This window comes from Salinispora vitiensis, assembly GCF_000378825.1.
GTDB classification, from domain to species: domain Bacteria; phylum Actinomycetota; class Actinomycetes; order Mycobacteriales; family Micromonosporaceae; genus Micromonospora; species Micromonospora vitiensis.
Window position 1 is genome coordinate 2934161 of the sequence record NZ_KB900388.1, and the last position, 19763, is coordinate 2953923.

At 71.0% G+C, this 19763-nt stretch carries 17 protein-coding genes; 4 read left to right on the forward strand and 13 right to left on the reverse strand.

Features of this window, described 5'->3' with window-relative positions; all coding sequences use genetic code 11:
• Positions 1-375: 375 nt before the first annotated feature.
• Positions 376-1788: a DEAD/DEAH box helicase gene (locus tag SALPAC2_RS0113655; protein ID WP_018217203.1), complete on the forward strand. Its 1413-nt coding sequence runs from the start codon at positions 376-378 to the stop codon at positions 1786-1788.
• A gap of 34 nt (positions 1789-1822) precedes the next feature.
• Here the strand turns inward: SALPAC2_RS0113655 and SALPAC2_RS0113660 are convergent, their stop codons facing one another.
• Positions 1823-2923 carry an L-cysteine desulfhydrase Cds1 gene (locus SALPAC2_RS0113660; protein ID WP_026184715.1) on the reverse strand — a complete coding sequence of 367 codons (1101 nt, stop codon included), beginning with the start codon at positions 2921-2923 and terminating at the stop codon, positions 1823-1825.
• A gap of 113 nt (positions 2924-3036) precedes the next feature.
• Entirely contained in the window at positions 3037-3495 is a 459-nt protein-coding gene (locus SALPAC2_RS0113665) for an Lrp/AsnC family transcriptional regulator (RefSeq protein ID WP_018217205.1), read from the reverse strand.
• 270 nt (positions 3496-3765) lie between these two features.
• Here SALPAC2_RS0113665 and SALPAC2_RS0113670 point away from each other — a divergent pair, with 270 nt between their 5' ends.
• Positions 3766-4038, forward strand: a complete 273-nt coding sequence (locus SALPAC2_RS0113670) for a BldC family transcriptional regulator (protein WP_018217206.1) — start codon at positions 3766-3768, stop codon at positions 4036-4038.
• 100 nt (positions 4039-4138) lie between these two features.
• Here the strand turns inward: SALPAC2_RS0113670 and SALPAC2_RS0113675 are convergent, their stop codons facing one another.
• The 9 genes from SALPAC2_RS0113675 to hemL form a co-directional block, all read right to left on the reverse strand.
• The gene (locus SALPAC2_RS0113675) at positions 4139-4768 is read right to left on the reverse strand and encodes a UbiX family flavin prenyltransferase (RefSeq protein WP_018217207.1); all 630 of its coding nucleotides are present in this window, start codon (positions 4766-4768) and stop codon (positions 4139-4141) included.
• A 55-nt stretch (positions 4769-4823) separates the two neighbouring features.
• On the reverse strand, positions 4824-5774 hold the full coding sequence (mqnP, locus tag SALPAC2_RS0113680) for a menaquinone biosynthesis prenyltransferase MqnP (RefSeq protein WP_018217208.1): 951 nt from the start codon (positions 5772-5774) through the stop codon (positions 4824-4826).
• Positions 5774-7234 carry a menaquinone biosynthesis decarboxylase gene (locus SALPAC2_RS0113685; RefSeq protein WP_018217209.1) on the reverse strand — a complete coding sequence of 487 codons (1461 nt, stop codon included), beginning with the start codon at positions 7232-7234 and terminating at the stop codon, positions 5774-5776. The genes mqnP and SALPAC2_RS0113685 overlap by 1 nt, the downstream gene beginning before the upstream one ends.
• Positions 7235-7419: 185 nt before the next feature.
• Positions 7420-8397: a c-type cytochrome biogenesis protein CcsB gene (gene ccsB / locus SALPAC2_RS0113690; protein ID WP_018217210.1), complete on the reverse strand. Its 978-nt coding sequence runs from the start codon at positions 8395-8397 to the stop codon at positions 7420-7422.
• Complete coding sequence (gene resB / locus SALPAC2_RS0113695) at positions 8397-10034, reverse strand: cytochrome c biogenesis protein ResB (protein WP_018217211.1); 1638 nt, start codon at positions 10032-10034, stop codon at positions 8397-8399. The genes ccsB and resB overlap by 1 nt, the downstream gene beginning before the upstream one ends.
• A complete protein-coding gene (locus tag SALPAC2_RS0113700; protein WP_018217212.1) occupies positions 10034-10891 on the reverse strand; it encodes a cytochrome c biogenesis CcdA family protein in 858 nt (285 codons plus the stop codon). Before SALPAC2_RS0113700 ends, resB begins: the two co-directional genes overlap by 1 nt.
• Positions 10891-11466, reverse strand: coding sequence for a TlpA family protein disulfide reductase (locus SALPAC2_RS0113705; RefSeq protein ID WP_018217213.1), 576 nt, complete (start codon positions 11464-11466; stop codon positions 10891-10893). Before SALPAC2_RS0113705 ends, SALPAC2_RS0113700 begins: the two co-directional genes overlap by 1 nt.
• The gene (locus tag SALPAC2_RS0113710; RefSeq protein ID WP_018217214.1) at positions 11466-12119 is read right to left on the reverse strand and encodes a histidine phosphatase family protein; all 654 of its coding nucleotides are present in this window, start codon (positions 12117-12119) and stop codon (positions 11466-11468) included. The genes SALPAC2_RS0113705 and SALPAC2_RS0113710 overlap by 1 nt, the downstream gene beginning before the upstream one ends.
• Positions 12119-13456, reverse strand: coding sequence for a glutamate-1-semialdehyde 2,1-aminomutase (hemL, locus tag SALPAC2_RS0113715; RefSeq protein ID WP_018217215.1), 1338 nt, complete (start codon positions 13454-13456; stop codon positions 12119-12121). Before hemL ends, SALPAC2_RS0113710 begins: the two co-directional genes overlap by 1 nt.
• Before the next feature lie 136 nt (positions 13457-13592).
• Between hemL and SALPAC2_RS0113720 the strand changes: the two genes are divergently transcribed.
• Positions 13593-13916 carry an STAS domain-containing protein gene (locus SALPAC2_RS0113720; protein WP_018217216.1) on the forward strand — a complete coding sequence of 108 codons (324 nt, stop codon included), beginning with the start codon at positions 13593-13595 and terminating at the stop codon, positions 13914-13916.
• Positions 13917-13919: 3 nt separating this feature from the next.
• Here SALPAC2_RS0113720 and SALPAC2_RS0113725 read toward each other — a convergent pair whose 3' ends face one another.
• Both SALPAC2_RS0113725 and SALPAC2_RS0113730 read right to left on the reverse strand, forming a co-directional pair.
• The gene (locus SALPAC2_RS0113725; RefSeq protein ID WP_018217217.1) at positions 13920-14477 is read right to left on the reverse strand and encodes a response regulator; all 558 of its coding nucleotides are present in this window, start codon (positions 14475-14477) and stop codon (positions 13920-13922) included.
• Positions 14474-17464, reverse strand: a complete 2991-nt coding sequence (locus tag SALPAC2_RS0113730; protein WP_018217218.1) for a response regulator — start codon at positions 17462-17464, stop codon at positions 14474-14476. The genes SALPAC2_RS0113725 and SALPAC2_RS0113730 overlap by 4 nt, the downstream gene beginning before the upstream one ends.
• 182 nt (positions 17465-17646) lie before the next feature.
• Here SALPAC2_RS0113730 and SALPAC2_RS0113735 point away from each other — a divergent pair, with 182 nt between their 5' ends.
• Positions 17647-19746 (forward strand): SpoIIE family protein phosphatase, encoded by a 2100-nt coding sequence (locus SALPAC2_RS0113735; protein WP_026184716.1) that lies wholly within the window; start codon positions 17647-17649, stop codon positions 19744-19746.
• The last annotated feature ends 17 nt before the right edge of the window (positions 19747-19763 follow it).

Sequence of the window (19763 nt, forward strand, 5' to 3'; positions counted from 1 at the left end):
CGGGCACATCCTCGCCCAGGGCCGGACGGAGATATCGAACGAGCAACGTTCCAGCAATACCCGGGTGCTGGTCGCCCTGGCCGCCTCGCTCGCCCTGCTGGTGGCGATCGGTGTCGTGGTCGTCCTCATCGCCAACAACGCGCTGGACGGGGCGTTCCAGAACCTCTCCAGCGGGTGAGCCCGCCCACTGTGCCGCTGCGGGTGCACGGCGCGGTGGGACATCGCCGTACACTGGCGCGGAAACTGACCTGGCGCGCCCCTTCGCGCGCCCATGGGCGATCTTGCGGGTGATCCGGCGGCATTCCGTCGCGGCGGCCATCGCGAAGATGCGCCCCACTCGAAAGGCCATTCTTGACCACGTCGATCGACCCTGGCATGCCCCCGTCCGCCCCTGAACTCCTCGACTTCGCCGCGCTCGGCCTGCCCCAACCCCTGGTCCGGACGTTGGCCCGGCAGGGGATCACCACTCCGTTCGAAATCCAGCGCGCCACCATGCCGGATGCGCTCGCCGGCCGGGATGTTCTCGGCCGCGGCCAGACCGGCTCCGGAAAAACGCTGGCGTTCGGCCTCCCCCTGCTCGCCCGGATGGCGGACGGGGAACGGGCCCGCTCCCGTCACCCGCGCGCTCTCGTGCTGGTACCGACTCGGGAACTGGCTATGCAGGTCAGCGACGCCCTGTTCCCGCTCGGCCGGGCGATCGGGGTATTCCTGCGGACCGCGGTCGGCGGAGTGCCCTACGACCGGCAGATCAGTGCCCTACGACGTGGCGTCGAGGTGCTGGTGGCCACACCTGGCCGGCTCGCCGACCTCATCGAGCGGGGCGTCTGCCGCCTCGACGACATCGAGGTCACCGTGCTGGACGAGGCGGACCAGATGGCCGACATGGGGTTCCTGCCCGAGGTCACCGAACTTCTGGCGAAGACCCCCGCCGACGCGCAGCGGCTCCTCTTCTCGGCCACCCTGGACCGAGACGTGGACACGCTGGTACGGCGCTTCATGACCGACCCGGTAACCCACTCGACCGCGCCACCGACGGCGGCGGTGGCAACGATGGATCATCACCTGCTGCTGATCCCGCCGCAGGACAAGTTCTCGGTCGTCGCGTCGATCGCGGCCCGGGAGGGGCGGACGATGGTCTTCGCCCGGACCCAACTCGGGGTGGACCGGCTGGTGGGGCAGCTCGCGGCAGTCGGGGTACGCGCCGGTGGCCTGCACGGCGGCAAGACCCAGCGGATGCGTACCCGCACCCTGGCCGAGTTTCGGGAAGGCCGGACGAATGTCCTGGTCGCCACCGACGTGGCCGCCCGCGGCATCCACGTCGACGGCGTATCGCTGGTGCTGCACGTCGACCCGCCGAAGGACCCGAAGGACTACCTGCACCGAGCAGGGCGGACCGCACGGGCCGGCGAAACCGGCGCGGTGGCGACCCTGGCACTGCCGAAACAACGCCGCGGCACCCTCGCCATGCTGGAAAAGGCGGGTGTGGCCCCGGCGCAGACCCGGGTGCGAGCCGGCGACCCGGCACTTGCCGAGCTGACCGGAGCGCGGGAACCGAGCGGCGTACCCGTTCGGGACGAGCCCGAGCCGCGCCCCCGCGCTGGCCGGCCGGACGGGGCGCGCCGGTTCCCAGACCGGCACCGCCGCGGTGAACCGGTACGTTCCGGCGATCGCCGCCACCCGGGCCGGCCGACGGAAGGCCGATCGGAGCGACGGTCGGGGGAAGGCCGATCGGAGCGACGGTCGGGGGACCGGCGGTTCGGCGGCCGGCCCGCCGCGAACAGCTACTGACCCGGCCGGCGCCGGGCCGGCCGGGGGGAACTCCTCAGGCCGGCCAGGCGCCGGTGGCCAGGAACCGCTCGATGGTCGCCAGATGTGGGGCGAGATCGAGCCCCTGGGCGGCCACCCAGTCGTCGGCGTAGTAGGTGTCGGCGTAGCGGTCTCCGGCGTCGCAGATCAGGGTGGCCACCGAGCCGGTCTTCCCCTCCGCGAGCAGGCCGGCGATCAGGCCGAAGGCACCCCAAAGGTTGGTGCCGGTCGAGCCGCCGACCCGACGGCCGAGCACCGCGGACCCGGCCCGCATCGCGGCCAGCGAGGCGGCGTCCGGCACCTGCACCATCCGGTCCACCACCGACGGCAGGAAGGACGCCTCCACCGTCGGTCGACCGATGCCCTCGATTCGCGAGCCGCGGCCGGTGCACACCGACCAGTCGGAGGCCTGCCAGGCCGGATAGAACGCCGAGTTCTCCGGGTCCACCACGCAGAGCTTCGTGGGCAGCCGCCGGAAGCGGGTGTAGCGGCCGATGGTGGCGCTGGTGCCGCCGGTTCCGGCCCCGACCACGACCCACGCCGGCACCGGGTGCCGTTCCAACGCCAGCTGCGAAAAGATCGACTCGGCGATGTTGTTGTTGCCCCGCCAGTCCGTGGCCCGCTCGGCGTACGTGAACTGGTCCATGAAGTGGCCGCCGGTGTCCTCGGCCAGCCACCGTGCCTCGATGACCACCTTGGCCGGGTCGTCCACCAGGTGGCAGCGCCCCTCCTGGAACTCAATCTTCGCGATCTTCTCCGGCGAGGTGGACGCCGGCATCACCGCGATAAACGGCAGCCCCAGCATCCGGGCGAAGTACGCCTCGGAGACCGCCGTCGACCCCGAGGAGGCCTCCACGATCGTGGTACCCGGGCCGATCCACCCGTTGCAGAGCCCGTAGAGGAACAGGGAACGGGCCAGCCGGTGCTTCAGGGAACCGGTCGGATGCACCGACTCGTCCTTGAGGTAGAGGTCGATTCCCCACTGCCGAGGCAGGGGGAACGGCAGCAGATGGGTGTCGGCGGACCGGTTGGCGTCGGCCTCAACGGCGGCAATCGCCTCGGTCACCCACCCCCGGATCGCCTCGTCACACCGGTCCAGATGAGTCACGCCCAGCAACCTAGCAAGCCGGGCCGGCGCGGCCTGATCCTGGCCCACGCGCAGTGACCGAGCTCCGCGCGGGGTCGACCGGGCCCGGCGGACGAGTTGACGCCGGCGGAGCGCCGGTCGGCTCAGGCCGGTGGCGTACCGACGGGCTGGGGGCGGTTCTCCCACTTGGTCGACAGGGCGATCCCGGTACGGGTGGAGGCGACACCGGGAGTACGGTTCAGCCGTACGATCAGCGCCTCCAACTCCCCGATAGTGCCGACCCTCGCCTTGAGCAGGAACGACTCCACCCCGGCCATGAAGTAGCAGGACTCGATCTCCGGAATGGCGCGGAACGACTCCAGCACGTCGTCGGTGTCCGCGGCGGACTCCTCAATGATCTCGATCAGGGCGGTCACGCCCAGCCCGATGCTCTCCGGCTCGATCTCGGCCCGGTACGCACGGATGACTCCACTGGACTCCAGCTTGCCGACCCGCTCATGCACTGCTGGTGCCGAGAGGCCCACTTGGCGGGCAAGCTCGGCGTACGAGAGGCGGGCGTTGCCCCGCAGCAGTTCGATAAGGTTCAGGTCGATCGCGTCCACGGACTGTAGACCCTAGTAGCACCGACCTGCCCTCAGGCGTCCGGTCCCGAAGGTCGGCCCCGTGCCCTGTCATTGTTCACGAACCAACCGCAACAGGGCACAGCTACGGGTACCATTGCCTAACCTCCTGATCAGTGCTTTTCTCGCGTTTGGCGGACACGGTTGGCTGCCGGTGCTGTAATTGCCATACGTCCCTCATGACGGCTCTGGGCTCGCACCGCCGGGGGCAGTGTGTTCAGCCGGGGGCTTCGTCGATGCGAGGAGGGGGCTGTGGACACTGGAGATCGCCTGCTGACGCCGGGTGAGGTCGCCGCGCTGTTTCGGGTGGATCCGAAGACTGTGACCAGGTGGGCGGCGGCTGGCCGGATAGGCAGCATCCGAACTCCGGGCGGGCATCGCCGATTTCGGGAATCCGAAGTTCGGGCCCTGCTCGAGGGCGAGGGAATGTTGGACGAGGCGGAGGGGATGGAGCGACCGAACAACGCTGGTCCCGCCGCCCCGACCGGCCCCGGGCCTGGCCCGGCCAACGCCGGGATGTACTGAGGCGATGGCCGGCGGGTGATCGCCGCCCATTTCCGGCCGCCACCGCCAGCTCAGGAAGGCGCCGCCACCGCCAGCTCGGAAGCGCCCCGCCACCGCCGGCTCAGGAGCGCGCCGCTCCCAACTCACCCGCCCAGCGACGGAAGAGCGTGTGCGGCACACCCAGGGCGTCCAGCACCTTCCCGGCGACGAAGTCGACCAGCTGGGCGGCGGAGGCATCCGCTCCCGCCCCGTAGAAACCGGGGCTGGCGGGCAGCACCACCGCACCGGCGTCGTGCAACGCGATCAGGTGCTCCAGGTGGCTGCGGGTCACCGGTGTCTCCCGGGGCACGACGACCACCGGACGGCGCTCCTTGAGGTTGACCTCGGCGGCGCGTTGCAACAGGTCCTTGGAGAGCCCGATGGAGATGCCGGCGCAGGCTGCCGTACTCGCCGGGACGACCGCCATCCCGCGCGCCCGGTAGGAGCCGCTGCTCGGCCCGGCGGCGAGGTCACCGGCCGGCCAGTGCCGGAGATCGGCTCCGCTCAGGTCGCGCCCCAGCCAGGCGGCGAGGTCCTCCGCCCAGTGCCCGTCCCGAAACGACCGCCCGGTCTCGTCCAGGATGGTCAGCCGGGCCGCCCGGGACACGATCAGGTCAACGGCTTCGCCCGCGTCGAGCAACGCCCGCAGGACAGCAGCCGCGTACGGCGTGCCGGAGGCTCCGGAGACACCGACCACCCATGGTTCACGCATGGTCCCAGCCTGCCTGGTCACCCTCGACCACCGACGGGCACCCCCGGTTCCCTGATCAGGGCCGCAGGCCGAGGCGTACCACCAGGTCAAGCAGGGCGAAGCCGAAGAGCGCGATCCCGACGAAGCCGTTCGCGGTGAAGAAGGCCCGGTTGACCCGGCTCAGGTCGGTCGGGCTCACGACCACGTGTTGGTAGCCGAAGGCGACCGCGGTCAGCGCCAGCCCGATCCACCAGAGCCAGCCGAAGCCGACCAGGGCACCGAACCAGACGAAGAGCACGAAGGTCACCACGTGCGCGACGGTGGAGGCGTGCAGCGCGAACCGCAGCCCGTACCGGGCCGGAACGCTGTGCACGCCGATCTCCCGGTCCACCTCGGCGTCCTGGCAGGCGTAGATCAGGTCGAACCCGCCGATCCACAGCCCGACCGCCACCCCGAGCAGCCAGGCCGGCCCGGAGCCGGCGAAGGTACCGGTCACCGCGAGCCACGCACCGACCGGTCCGACCGCCTGCGCCACCGCCAGGACCGCGTGTGGCCAGTTGGTGAACCGCTTCGCGTACGGGTAGCCGACCAGCGGTACGACCGCGAGCGGCGCCAACACCAGACAGAGGGGGTTCAGCAGCGCGGCGGCCACCAGGAAGACGGCCAGAGCGATGCCCGCGCCGGCCCACGCCGTACGCAGGCTGACCGCCCCGGTCACCAGTTCCCGGTTGGCGGTGCGCGGGTTCAGCGCGTCGATCCGCCGGTCCAGGATCCGGTTGGCGGCCATCGCGAACGTCCGCGCCCCGACCATCGCCACGGTGATCAGTAACAGGTCGAGCCAGCGAACCTGACCGCCGTTGACCTGCATCGCGGTCAAGGCGGAGAGGTAGGCGAAGGGCAGCGCGAAGACGGAGTGCTCGATCGCCACGAGGTCGAGGAACGCCCGGATCCGTCCGCGCGAGCCCGCGCTGGCCGGGGTGGCATGGGCCGAGACCGCGAGGTCCCGCGGATCGGAGGAGCCGGACATCAGATGCCGTACTCCTTCCAGCGCTTGTCGACCAGCGACACCACCTCGGGGGACATGGTCATCTCTTCGGGCCAGCCCCGGGTGTAGCCCTCGCTGGGCAGCTTGCGGGTGGCGTCGACGCCGGCCTTGCCGCCCCAGAACTGCTGGTACGAGGCGTGGTCCAGGTGGTCCACCGGCCCCTCGGTGAGCAGCAGGTCCCGGGCGTAGTCCACGTTGCCGAAGGCCCGGAACGCGACCTCGTTGTAGTCGTGTACGTCGCAGTCCTCGTCCACGATCACGATCAGCTTGGTCATCGACATCAGGTGCGCGCCCCAGATCGCGCTCATCACCTTCTGCGCGTGCTTCGGGTAGCGTTTCCGGATCGACACGATCGCGCAGTTGTGGAAGACCCCGGCGGCCGGCAGGTCGTAGTCGACGATGTCCGGGATGAGCAGCTTGAGCAGCGGCTGGAAGATCCGCTCGGTGGCCTTGCCCAGGCCGTGGTCCTCCTGCGGCGGCTTCGAGGTGACGATCGAGTGGTAGACCGGGTTCCGCTGCATGGTCATCGTCTCGACGTGCAGGACCGGGAACGGCTCGACCGGGGTGTAGTAGCCGGTGTGGTCCCCGAACGGCCCCTCGGGCAGCCGCTCACCGGGCTCCAGGTAGCCCTCGAGCACCACCTGGGCGTGCGCCGGCACCTGGAGTGGCACGGTCAGGCAGTCGACCATCTCGACCCGTTCCCCCCGCAGGAAGCCCGCGAACAGGTACTCGTCAATGTCGCCGGGGAGTGGGGCGCTCGCGGCGTACGAGATCACCGGGTCGCAGCCGATGGCGATGGCGACCGGCAGCCGCTGACCGAGCCGCTCGGCGACCGCGTGGTGGGCGGTGGAATCCTTGTGGATCTGCCAGTGCATGCCCAGCGTGTTCCGGCTGTGCTGCTGCAGCCGGTAGAGGCCGAGGTTGCGCGCGCCCGTCTCGGGGTGCTTGGTGTGGGTCAACCCGAAGTTGTGGAAGACGCCACCGTCGCCGGGCCACATCTGCAGGCCGGGCAGCCGGTTCAGGTCGACGTCGTCGCCCCGGTACACCACCTGCTGGCAGGGGGCCGTCTTCACCTTGCGCGGCGGCACCGACTTGAGCTGCATGACCTTGCCGAGGCCCTCCCGGATACCGCTCCAGCCGACCGGCAGCTCCGGTCGCACCAGCGCACCGATCCGCGCCCCGATCTCGTCCAGCGACTCGACGCCGAGCGCCATCGCCATCCGCTTCTCGGTGCCGAACAGGTTGATCGCCACCGGCATCTCGCCCCGGGTCGGCTGCTCGAACACCAGCGCCGGCCCCCCGGCGCGAACCGTCCGGCTGACGATCTCGCTCAACTCCAGCGTCGGATCGACCGGAACCTCCACCCGCCGTAGCTCGCCCGCGCGCTCCAGCGCCGCGAGGAAGTCCTTCAGATCGGAGTACGGAAAGCCACGAGCCGCCATACCCGCAAGTCTCCCCCACCGCCCGGCCCGCCACCCCAGCCGGGGTGCGGGAACGGTCTTTGATCAAGGGGCGGCCCAGCGTCAGGGAGCCGACTGCCAGGCGTACCGGGCCACCGGCGGGTCGAGCGGCGCGCGGGTGAGCCGGCTAGCCGCCGCTGAGAACCCGGCCGCCGCCACTTACGAGATCAGTCGAGGCCGCCGTAGGAGTGCAGCCCCTCGAAGAAGATATTCACGCCGAAGAGGTTCATCATCACGGTGAGGAAACCCAGAATCGCGAGCCAGGTGGCCACGTTCCGTTTGACGCTCGGGGTGGCCCGGGCGTGCAGGTAGCCGGCGTACACCACCCAGGAGATGAACGCCCAGGTCTCCTTCGGGTCCCAGCCCCACGCCCGACCCCACGCCGCCTCGGCCCAGATCGCACCGGCGATCACCGCGAAGGTGAAGATCGGGAACGAGAAGGCGTGCAGCCCGAAGGTCAACCGCTCCAGGGCCGCCGCGGCCGGCATGCGCTTCGCCAACAGGTAGGGGAAGCTGCGCCGGCCCTGCTCGTAGCCGGACCGCATCAGGAAGGCGCCCGCCGGCACCACGCCCAGCAGGAAGATACCGGAGCTGAAGACGATCGTGGAGACGTGGATGATGAACCAGTACGAGTTGAGCGCCGGCACCAGCGGCACGATCGGGGTGTATAGCAGCAGCTCGGCGGTGGCCACCAGCAGCACCATCACCAGCGTCAAAAGCAGCCCGAGCCGGCGCAGCGTGGGGCGCTTCCAGAGCACGACGAACCAGCTGGCGACCCCGATGAAGGAGACCGTCAGGACGAACTCGTACATGTTGCCCCAGGGCATCCGGTCGGCCGCGACCCCGCGGGCGATCAGCGCACCGAGGTGCAGCAGGGCGGCCAGCACGGTCACCGCGACCGCACCCAGGCCAGCCAGGCGGGCGCGGGCGGCAGTCCGCTGGGCGGCGGTGGCAGCACGGACGGTCGGCTCAGGTCCGGAAACCGCACCGCCGGCCGCCCCGACTCCGGCGCCGACCAGCTCGCGGGCAGGCTGATCGACGCGAACGCGGGCGTTGCCCAACGCGTACTCGACGGCGTGCACGACCATCGCGACCAGATAGGCCAGGATCGAGAAGGTCACCAGCTGGTCGGAGAGTACGGACATCACTCGGCTCCTACTCGCGCTCCGGCCGGCCCGTCAGGATCGGCCCGCCGCCCGGCTCCGCTGACCGCCGCCACGAGCCGGGTGAACTCGTCGGCGAAGCCCGGATGGTCGACGCGCGGCAGACCACCGGCATCGACCAAACTACTACCGGACGTCGAAGATTCACCCGCGGGGTCAGCCGGGCGCACCCGGAAGAAGACCCGCCGGCGGCGGCCGAAGAGCGAGCCCATCAGGCCCAGCAGCAGCGTGCCGGAGCTGACCAGCAGCAGCGTCGAGCCCGGGTCGTGCCGCACGGACAGGACGACGTACGGCTCGGTGCCCAGGAACTCCAGCGTGGTGCCGTCGTCCAGGGTCCAGACCTCGCCGACCTGAAGCAGCTTGGTGCCAACCTCCTTGAGCCGGCCGGCGTCGACCTGCCGCTGGTCCAGCTCGTACACCGAGCCGGGGATACCGGCATCCAGCCCTAGATTGCCCCGGTACGCGACGAGGTTGAGCAGCGGATTGCGCTCGGTCGGGAACTCCGACCGGACGAACGGAGCCTGCTGCGGGGCGGTCGGCAGGTACAGGCCGCTGAAGGCCATCTGGAGGTCCGGGTCCCGCTCACCGGTGGCCGGGTCCACGTTCGCGTCCGGGAAGGCCGCCAGCCCCTCGCTGGTCAAGCCGACGTCTCCGACATCCAGGAAGGGGTTCGGGCTGGTCTGGCTCCGCCCGAACCGGTCGGTGTAGCGGACCACCGGGGCGTACCCGTGGCCGAGCAGGTAGACGTTCGCCCCGTCCAGCCGCAGCGGCGAGTTCACCGAGAACTCCGCCGGGCGGGGGGTGCCGCCGTCCTCGTCCACGGTCACCTTCGCGTTGAAGAACTCCGGCTGGCCGTTGGACTCCAGGAACCTCGCCTCGAAGTCGTCCAGCTGCACGCAGAACCGGGGCAGATCGGCGCCGGCCACCTGGGGGCCGAACGACGTCTCGGCGTACTGCTGCTGCGTGTTGCAGAAGGCGTTGTCCGCGCCGGCGACCAGGACCCGGTTGCCACTCCAGCCGTACCAGGAGCCGAGGGCGACACCGACGAGCACCACCACCAGCGAGGCGTGGAAGAGCAGGTTGCCGGTCTCCTTCAGGTAGCCCTTCTCGGCCGACACCTCGTCGCCGCGTACCTCCACCCGCCAGCGGTGCCGGCGCAGCACGGCGGCGATCGCCGGTGCGCCACCGGCCGGCGCCGCGAAGACGGTGTGCTGGGGCAACCGGTCCAGCCGCTTCGGCGCCGCGGGGGGCCTGGACCGCAGGGCGCGGACGTGGTCCCGCAGCCGGGGCGTGATGCAACCGACCAGCGAGGTGAAGAGCAACAGGTAGATGGCGGAGAACCAGACCGAGCCGAACGCGTCGAAGGCGCCGAGCCGGTCCAGCACCGGCGCCAGATCGGGGTACGCGACGAAGTAGTCCCGGACGTCCTCCGGGTTTACGCCGCGCTGCGGCAGCACCGACCCGGGAATCGCGGCGATCGCCAGCAGGAAGAGCAGCACCAGCGCCGTACGCATGCTGGTGAGCTGCCGCCACGAGTTGCGCAGCAGCGCCAGCACCGGGTTGGGGCGGCGCCGGGGTGTCTCGGCCGGCGGCGCGGGCCGGTCGTCGGTGACCGTCATCAGATGCTTACCTGCCCCGTCCCGAAGGTGGTCTGCAGCAGGGTCACGAAGCTGGTCCACCCACCGGTGACCAGCGCGAGGCCGATCAGGATCAGCAGTCCACCACCGATCCGGGTGACCCACCGGCTGTTGCGCCGGACCGCCTGGAAGACCCCGAGCAGGCGGTGGAACCCCAGCCCGAAGAGGACAAACGGCACCCCCAGCCCAAGGCAGTACGCCACGGCCAGTACCACCGCCCGGTTGGTCTGCCCCTCGACGACGGCCATCCCCATCACCGCACCGAGGGTCGGGCCGGTGCAGGGCAGCCAGCTGAGCGCGAAGACCGCGCCGAGTACGGGAGCGCCGAGCAGCCCGGCGGCCGGCAGCCGTTGGATACGCAGCTCGCGCTGCAGCCCCGGAACCACGCCGAGGTAGCCCAGTCCGAGCAGCACCACCACGCCGCCGATGACGATCTCCAGCGTCCGCTCGTGGGCGAAGAGGACCTGGCCGACCGTGGTGACCAGGACCGCGGTGACGGTGAAGACGGCGGTGAAGCCGGCGATGAACAGCAGCGTGCCGGCGAGCACCCGGCCCTTCACGACCGCGGTCCCCAACCGGGCGGTCCGTTCCCGCACCGCGACCGCCCCGGCGGTGGCACCCGGGTCACCCCCGGTCACCGGCGGGGTGCGGCGGGAGTCGTCGCCCGCCCCCCGACCTTCCAGGTCGGCGCCGGCCAGGCCGGTCACGTAGGAGAGGTAGCCGGGCATCAGCGGCAGGACACACGGGGACAGAAAGCTGACCAGCCCGGCCAGCGCCGCCGTACCGATGGCGAGCAGCAGCGGGCCGGACTGCGCGATCTCCCGGAACGTCTCGCCCATCAGAGGCCGCCGGTCGAGGCGGGCGACTCCGCGGCGACCCGTTCGACGATCGGTTGGAGCCCTTCCTGCCGGACGGCGGCCCGGATCACCGCCGCGATCCGCCCGTCCCGGTCCAGCACGACCGTCGCCGGGATGGTGTTCGGTGGGATGTCCAGCTCCAACGCCAGTCGGCTGCCGGGATCGAAGATGCTCGGGTAGGTGACCCGGCCCTCCTCGAAGGCGATCGCCTTGTCCCGGCTGTCCTGCACGTTGATGCCGAGGAAGGTCACCCCTGAGCCCTTGGTGGCCTGGTAGGTGGCCTCCAGGTCAGCGGCCTCCGCCCGGCAGGGCGCGCACCACGAGCCCCAAAAGTTGACCACCACGACCTGCCCGCGGTCCCGCGCCACGTCGTAGCTGCCCCCGTCGAGCAGCTCACCGGCGAGCTTGGGCGCGGCAAAACGCTGATCCGGAGCGCACTCGATCACACCGTCGGAGTTGGTACCGCAGGCCTTCCCCCAGTCCGGGGTGGCGCAGGCGGCGAGCGCCACCGCGACCAGGGTGGCGAGCAGACCGGCAGCCCACCTCCGGACAATCATCAGGCCCCCTTGGCGGTCCGAGCCGTCGACGACATCGCGATCAGGTGAGCGGCCGGCTCGGAGTAGCCGATCCCGGCCACCTTCGACCCCTCAAAGTGAAAGGTGGTGAGGCTGGCGAGCCCGCACTGCCGCTTGCGCGGGTCGTGCCAGAGGCGCTTACGCTCGATGAACCGACGCAGCGTCCAGATCGGCAGCTGGTGGGAGACGAGCACGGCCTCCCGCCCCTGCGCAGCCTCCCGGGCGGCCTGCAGGGCGGCGAGCATTCGCTCCGCGATGGCGCGGTACGCCTCGCCCCAGGAGGGGGTGACCGGGTCCCGCAGCACCCACCAGTTGCGCGGGTCGCGGAACGAACCGTCGCCCGGCGAGACCTTCTTACCCTCGAACCAGTTGGCGCTCTCGATCAACCGCTCGTCGACGCCGATCGGGAGCCCGAACTGCGCGGCGATCGGCTCGGCGGTCTGCTGGGCCCGCTCCAGCGGGCTGGCGACGACGTGCACCACCTCGCGCTCGGCGAGGCCCTGCGCGGCGGCCTTCGCCATCTGCACGCCCAGCTCCGACAGGCGAAAGCCCGGCAGCCGCCCGTACAGGATGCCCTCCGGGTTGTGCACCTCACCGTGCCGCAGCACGTGGACCACAGTCTTACTCACCGTCACTACCCCCCGTGACCTGCCGCGGCTGTCGCTGCCGCCGCCGCTGGCAGCGCCGCGGCGATCTGCTCCAGGGCGGCATCGTCAATCGCCGTCGAGACGAACCACGACTCGAAGGCGCTCGGCGGCAGGTAGACGCCGGCCGCCAGCATCGCGTGGAAGAACGCCCTGAACGCGGGCACCTGCTGGGCGCTCGCGGTGGCGTAGTCGAAGACGTCGGCATCGGTGAAGAAGATTGAGAACATGTTGCCGGCGGAGGACAGCCGGTGCGGCACGCCGGCGGCGGCGAGCGCCTCGCTGGCGAGCCGGCCCACGACGGCGGCCGTCTCGTCCAGCCGGCGATAGAGGGCGTCGTCGGCGAGCCGCAGCGTGGCGAGCCCGGCCGCGCAGGCGAGCGGGTTACCGGAGAGGGTGCCGGCCTGGTAAACCGGGCCGGCCGGAGCCAGCTGGGACATAATCTCCGCTCGGCCGCCGAAGGCCGCCGCGGGGAGACCGCCCCCCATCACCTTGCCGTAGGTCCAGAGGTCGGCGGCGCAGGGGTCGAGGCCGTGCCACCCGGCGCGGGAGACCCGGAAGCCGGTCATGACCTCGTCCACAATCAGCAGCGCACCGTTCGCGTGGGCGAGGGCGGCGAGGCGCTGGTTGAAGTTGTCGCGGGGCGCGACCACGCCCATGTTGCCGGCGGCGGCCTCAGTGATCACCGCGGCGATCTGCGGCCCCTCGGCGGCGAAGACCGCCTCGACGGCGGCCAGGTCGTTGTACGGCAGCACGATGGTGTCCCCGGCCGCCGCGCCGGTCACGCCCGGTGAGTCGGGCAAACCGAGAGTGGCGACACCGGAACCGGCGGCGGCGAGCAACGCATCCGAATGTCCGTGGTAGCAGCCCGCGAACTTGATGATCCGGGTACGGCCGGTGTAGCCCCGGGCCAGCCGGATCGCCGACATGGTCGCCTCGGTCCCCGAGTTGACCAGCCGTACCTGCTCGACGGGCGCGCGGTCAACGATCTCCGCCGCCAACTCCACCTCACCCGGGGTGGGGGCGCCGAAGCTCGTGCCGAGCGCGGCGGCGGAGCGAAGGGCCTCCACCACCGCGGGGTGGGCGTGCCCGAGGATCATGGGGCCCCACGAGCAGACCAGGTCGACGTAGCGCCGCCCGTCGGCGTCGTAGAGCCACGGCCCCTCCCCCCGGACGATGAAGCGCGGGGTGCCGCCGACGGCACGGAACGCGCGGACAGGGGAGTTCACCCCGCCGGGCACAAGAGCGCAGGCGCGGTCGAACAGGGCCTCGGAGGCCGGCGCGGCGGCCGGGTAGCGGCCGGGTCCGGCTGGGAAAACGTCGGTCACGATGTCGCCATTGTGTCAGCGTCGGCGGGCAGACCGGCAGGCACCCCGGGGACCGGCAGGTTACCGCTACCCCCGGCTGGGGCCGCGGCAGCTCGCCATCATGGGCGGCGTCGGCCCGCCGCGCTAGGGTGGCCGGGTGGATCGTGCCGAACTGTCCATCACGTTACACCGGTTGGGGGACGAGGTTGTCCTTCGCCTCGCCGGTGAGATCGACATGATGACGGCCGCCCAGCTCTCCACCGTCGTCAACGAGGTGCTGACCGAACCGCCCCCTCGGATTGTGCTGGACTTGGCGGCCGTCACCTTCTGCGACTCGCAGGGCCTGGGCACGCTGGTCGTGCTCAGCCGCAAGACCAGTCACTCCCAGAGCCTGCTGGTCCTCACCAACGTGGCCGAGTTCCTGCGTCGCGTCCTCGACATCACCGGCCTGCGCAGCGCCCTGATGATCCGCGACGACTGATTCTCAGCCGGTGTTGCCCCAGCGGGCCTGCTCCAGCAGGCCGATCGCGCGCTGCACCGCCGCCGGGTCGGTCTCGGCACGAAGCAGCGCGGTGGCCTCGTCGATGGCGTCGCTCAGCAGCCGCCGCTGGGTCTCCCGCTCCTGGAGCAGGGTCGACTGCGCGGTGAGCTGCCCGGTCTTCAGCCACAGGTCGACGAAGACCGACACCTTGGCCCGCAGCACCCACGGGTCGAACGGCTTGGTGAGGTGGTCCACCGCGCCGGCGGCGTACCCGCGCATGGCCAGCTGGGCATCCTGGTCCGCGGAGGTGAGGAAGATGATCGGCACGTGCCGGGTTCGTTCCCGCCGCTTGATGTGACTCGCCGTCTCGAAGCCGTCCATCTCCGGCATCTGGGCATCCAGGAGGATCACCGCGAAGTCGTCAACGAGCAGCCGTTTCAACGCCGCCTCGCCGCTCTCCACCGCCACCGACTGGACCTGAAGCCCCTGCAGGATCGCCTCCAGGGCCGTCAGGTTCTCCCGCCGATCATCCACCAGCAGCGCCTTCGCCAGCTGCGTCATGAGCTCTCCTCGCTCCGGCCTCCGCTGATCCAGGACGAGATGAGCTCGATCAACTCGTCCAGGTCAACGGGCTTGGTGATGTATCCGCTGCCCCCGGCCGCGAGCGCGGACTCCCGATCACCGGGCATCGCCTTCGCGGTCAGGAAGACGATCGGGAGGTCGGCGAAGCGGTGGTTACGCCGGATCTGCCGCGTCGTCTCGTATCCGTCCTGATCGGGAATCATGGCATCCATCAGTACGATGTCCGCCTCTGGATGCTCGGCCAGCAGGCGTACGCCGTCGGCCCCGTTGTCCGCGTACAGCACGGTCATCCCGTGTAACTCCAGGGCGCTGGTCAGGGCGAACACCGTACGCACGTCGTCGTCCACGATCAGCACGGTGGCACCGGCCAGCTGGCGGGTCGCCGTCGCATCGGCGGTGGTGGTGGGCAGCAACTCCACGGCGGGCATCAGTAGCGACGACGGGAGACCAGCCCGGCCGGGTGAGGGCGGCGCCGGCGCCACGACCGCATCCGGGGCCAGGACGTCGGGGAGGAAGAGGGTGAAGGTCGAACCCTGTCCGGGCACCGACGAGACGCCGATCGCGCCGCCCAGCAGCCGGGCCAGATCCCGACTGATCGACAGGCCCAGACCGGTTCCCCCGTACCGGCGGCTGGTCGTGCCGTCGGCCTGCTGGAACGCCTCAAAGATGATCGACAGCTTGTCGTCGGAGATGCCGATCCCGGTGTCCATGACGGCGAAGGCGATCACCTGCCGCGCGTTGGTCAACGCCGGCACGTCGAAGACCGCCGACTCCGGTGCGGGGGCGATCCCCAACCGCACCGCCCCGGTGTCGGTGAACTTCATCGCGTTGGAGAGCAGGTTCCGCAGGATCTGCTGCAGCAGCTGCACGTCGGTGACGATCTCCTTCGGCAGTTCCGGGCTTACCCGGACCTCGAAGTCGAGGCCCTTCTCCTCCGCCTGCGGGGCGAACGCCTGCTCGACATAGCCGCGGACCTCGGTGAACTGAAGCTCAGCCGGCTCGACGTCCGTCCGACCAGCTTCGATCTTGGACAGGTCCAGAATGTCGTCGATCAGCGTGAGCAGGTCGGTGCCGGCGTTGTGGATCGTCCGGGCGAACTCGATCTGTTTCGGGGTGAGGTTCTGCTCCGGGTTCTGCACCAACAGCCGGGCCAGCAGCAGCAACGAGTTCAGTGGCGTACGCAGCTCGTGGCTCATGTTGGCCAGGAACTCCGACTTGTACGCCGAGGCGCGGGTGAGCTGCTGTGCCGTCTCCTCCAGGCCCAGCCGGGCCAGCTCGACCTCCCGGTTCTTGGTCTCGATGTTGCCCTTCTGCTCGGAGAGGAGCGTCGCCTTCTCCTCCAGCTCCGCATTCGTCCGCTGCAGTTCGGCCGACTGCTCCTGCAGCTCGTGGGCCAGCCGCTGCGACTGGGCCAGCAGCTCCTCGGTACGCCGGTTCGCCTGGATGGTGTTGACCGCGACGCCGATGGTGAGGACGAGCCGTTCCAGGAAGGAGAGGTGCAGGTCGGAGAGGGCGGTCACGCTGGCGAACTCGATCACGCCGAGCAGCTCGCCCTCGAAGATGACCGGTAGCACCACCAGATCAGCCGGTGGGCTGTCCGCGAGCCCGGAGCGGAGCCGGAGCCGGCTCTCCGCCGACCCGCGGACCCGGATCGTGCGGCGGGACAGCGCCACCTGGCCGACTAGGCCCTCGCCGGGGCCGAACGTCACGTCCTGCCCACGGGCGACGTAGCCGTACGAGGCGGTAAGCCGCAGCCGGAGGTTTCCCTCGGTGTCATCCGCCAGGAAGAACGCGCCGAGCTGCGCGTCCACCAGCGGCGTCACCTCCATCATGATCATGCGGCAGACCTCGCCGAGATCCCGCTGCCCCTGCAGCAATCCACCGATCCGGGCCAGGTTGGAGTCCAGCCAGCCCTGCTCGGAATTGACCGTGGTCGTCTCGCGGAGCGTCCCGATCATCTGGTTGATGCTGTCGGTAAGCTCGGCGACCTCCCCCTGCGCCTCGACCGCGATCTGCTGGGTCAGGTCGCCGCGGGTCACCGAGGTGGAAACCTCGGCGATGGCGCGCAGCTGAATGGTCAGGGTGGAGGCGAGCTGGTTGACGTTCTCGGTGAGGTCCCGCCAGGTCCCGGCGACGCCCTTCACCTGCGCCTGACCACCCAGCTTCCCCTCGGTACCCACCTCCCGGGCCACCCGGGTCACCTCATCGGCGAACGACGACAACTGATCCACCATCGTGTTGACGGTGTTCTTCAACTCCAGAACCTCGCCCTGCGCGTCAACCGTGATCTTCTGCCCCAGATCACCCGTCGCCACCGCGGTCGACACCTGCGAGATGTTGCGGACCTGCGCGGTCAGGTTCGACCCCATGGTGTTCACCGAGTCGACTAGGTCCTTCCAGGTGCCGGCAGCGCCCCGAACGTCGGCCTGACCACCCAACTTCCCCTCGACGCCCACCTCCTGCGCCACCCGGGTCACCTCGTCGGCGACCGACGACAGCTGATCCACCACGGTGTTCACCGTGCGCCCGATGCGCAGATACTCCCCACGCAGCGGTCGGTCGTCCAGCTCCAGCGCCACGTGCTGGGAGAGATCGCCCCTGGCGACCCCCGCGATCACCCGCGCGATCTCGATGGTCGGGCGCCCGAGGTCCTCGATGAGCGAGTTGACCGCCTGCTGCCCCTCCGCCCAGCAACCATCCAGCTCCTCGTCGTCCAGGCGTTCGGCGAGTCGCCCGTCCCGGCCCACGATCCGGCTGATCCGGCGCAGGTCGTGGTACTGCCGTTCCTGGAGCGACACCACCTCGTTGAAGGCGTCCGCCAACTCGCCCGCCCGGCCCGACCGGTGCGGCAGCCGGACCTTGAGATCGCCGTGGCGAACGCGCCGAAGCGCCTCGGTCAGCTCGATGAGGACCGCATCGGGGTCCGGCGCGGACGGCTCCGTCGCCGGCTGCTTCGCCGTGGTCATCAATCCTCGCTCAGCTCGGGGCCGCCTGCTGCCGGCAGGCCGGACCTCCCACTATCGTGCCCAGCACCGGGTACGCGCCAGACCGACGCGACGTGAGCTGGCACCGGCGCCGCGGGCCGACCGGCGTCGGCCCGCCGCCGGGTCGGTTGGCGCCCACCACGGCAGCGGTGGAGGATACGGAGGTGTCAGCGGAGAGGGGGCCCGTGCCGACCGAAAACCCGGACGAGCACATCCGGCGGGTCCGGCTTCCCGCCGACCCCCGAACGCCCGCCGCGGCGCGCGCGCTCGTCCGGTCGCTGCTCACCGAGGCGGACCTGGCGGAGCTGACCAACGAGGCGCTCCTGCTCACCACCGAACTCTCCACCAACGCGGTGGAGCACGCCCGCACCGAACTGGACCTTGAGGTCGTCGCCGACCGAGGAGGGCTCACCGTCACCGTCTCCGACTTCGCCCGCGGGCCGGTCGACGAGCTGACCGTCGGCGTTCGCAACGAGAGCAGCGACGTCGCCGACATCGCCGAACGGGGCCGGGGCCTGCTCCTGGTTGACCACTTCGCCAGCCGCTGGGGCACCACGTATCTGCCCGCCGGTAAGGGGGTCTGGTTCCGACTCGACCGGTCCGGCTCCGTCGATCACCCCGGCCGGCTCCCGGGCACCGCCGGGCCGACCACGGCGGCGCCCGGTGACCAAGCCGCCAGCGAGGGCGGCTTCCCGCCGAGCGCCGCGGCGATGAGCGAGCTGATGCAGACCGCGCCCGACCCGTACGCGGAGGACTCCCTGCCGGAGTTCGCGACCAGCCTGCTGGCCCGGGTGGCCGAGATGGTCGGCGCGGCCGGCGGCCTGGTCCGGCTGGACCGGGGCGACGGGCAGGGACCGCAGCTACTGGCCCGCTACGGCCGGCAGCCCCGGGCCGACAACGATCTGGTCCGGGTGCCGCTGACCGTGCACCGGCCGTACGTCGGCGAGTTGGAGCTGGACGCGGCACCGTCCGCGTACGCCCAACCGCTGGCGGTGTTGATGGCCGAGCGGCTCTCGCTGCACCTGGAGAACGACCGACTACACCGGGCCGACCTGCGCCGGCAGGCCTGGCTGACCTTCCTCGCCGAGGCGAGTGAGCTGCTCGCCCAGTCGCTCGACGTCGAGTTGACCATGGCGCTCGTCCCGCAGCTCGTGGTGCCCCGCCTGGGGCAGTGGTGCGCGGTACACACCAGCGACGAGTGGGGGCGGCTGCGCCTGGCGGCGGCCAGCCACGCGGACGAGTCGATGCTGCCCCAGCTGCACGCCGTACTGGCGGAGACCGGGCCGGACTCGGTCCAGTCCCGGCTGCGGGAGGCCTCCCGCAAGGGCACCCAGCTCCCGCTCGGCGCACCGACCGAGGGCTTCGCCGTCCCGCTGATCGCCCGCGGCCAGCGGCTCGGCACCCTCGCTGTTGGCCGGCACCAGCGGCACCGGCACGACCCGGACGAGGTCGCCGTACTGGAGGATGTGGCCCGGCGGGCGGCGCTGGCGATCGAGAACGCGCGCATCCACGCCGAGCGCCGCCGGGTCGCCCAGGCACTCCAGCAGTCGCTGCTGCCGCCCGTGCTGCCGGTGGTGTCGGGGATCGGCTTCGCCGCGGAGTACGTACCGACCGGGGACGACGCGGACGTCGGCGGCGACTTCTACGACGTACTGCCGCTGCCGGACGGGCGGTGGCTGGTGGTGATCGGTGACGTCTCCGGCAAGGGAGTACAGGCGGCCGCCCTCACCGGCCTGGTCCGGGACGTCATCCGGACGCTGATCGGGGACGGCAAGCCGCTGTCGGAGACGCTGATCCGGCTCAACGAGACGCTGGTCGAGCGGGGCGGCGGGCGCTACTGCACCCTGGCCCTGGCCGCGGTCGGACCGGGTGCGGGTAACCAGCTGGAGGCGGGTAACCAGCTGGAGGTCAGCCTGCACCTCGCCGGGCACGACCGGCCGGTGCTGCTGACGGCCGCCGGTGCGGCCCGGTTCGTCGGCACCGGCGGCACCGCGCTCGGGCTACTCGACTCGATCTCCTCGCCGGCCACCGAGCTCACCCTGGAGCCCGGCGAGGCACTGATCTTCTACACCGACGGGGTCACCGAGCGGCGGCGCGGGCGGGAACTCTTCGGGGTGGACCGGCTCCGGGAGGCGACGGCGCCGCTCGCCGGCTACTCGGCGGACGTGGTGGCGGCACGGCTGCGCTCGACCGCGCTCGGGTTCTCCACCGAGACGCCCCGGGACGACATCGCGATCCTGGTCCTGCGCAACGACGCCAGCTAGCCGCGGCGCGTGAGCAG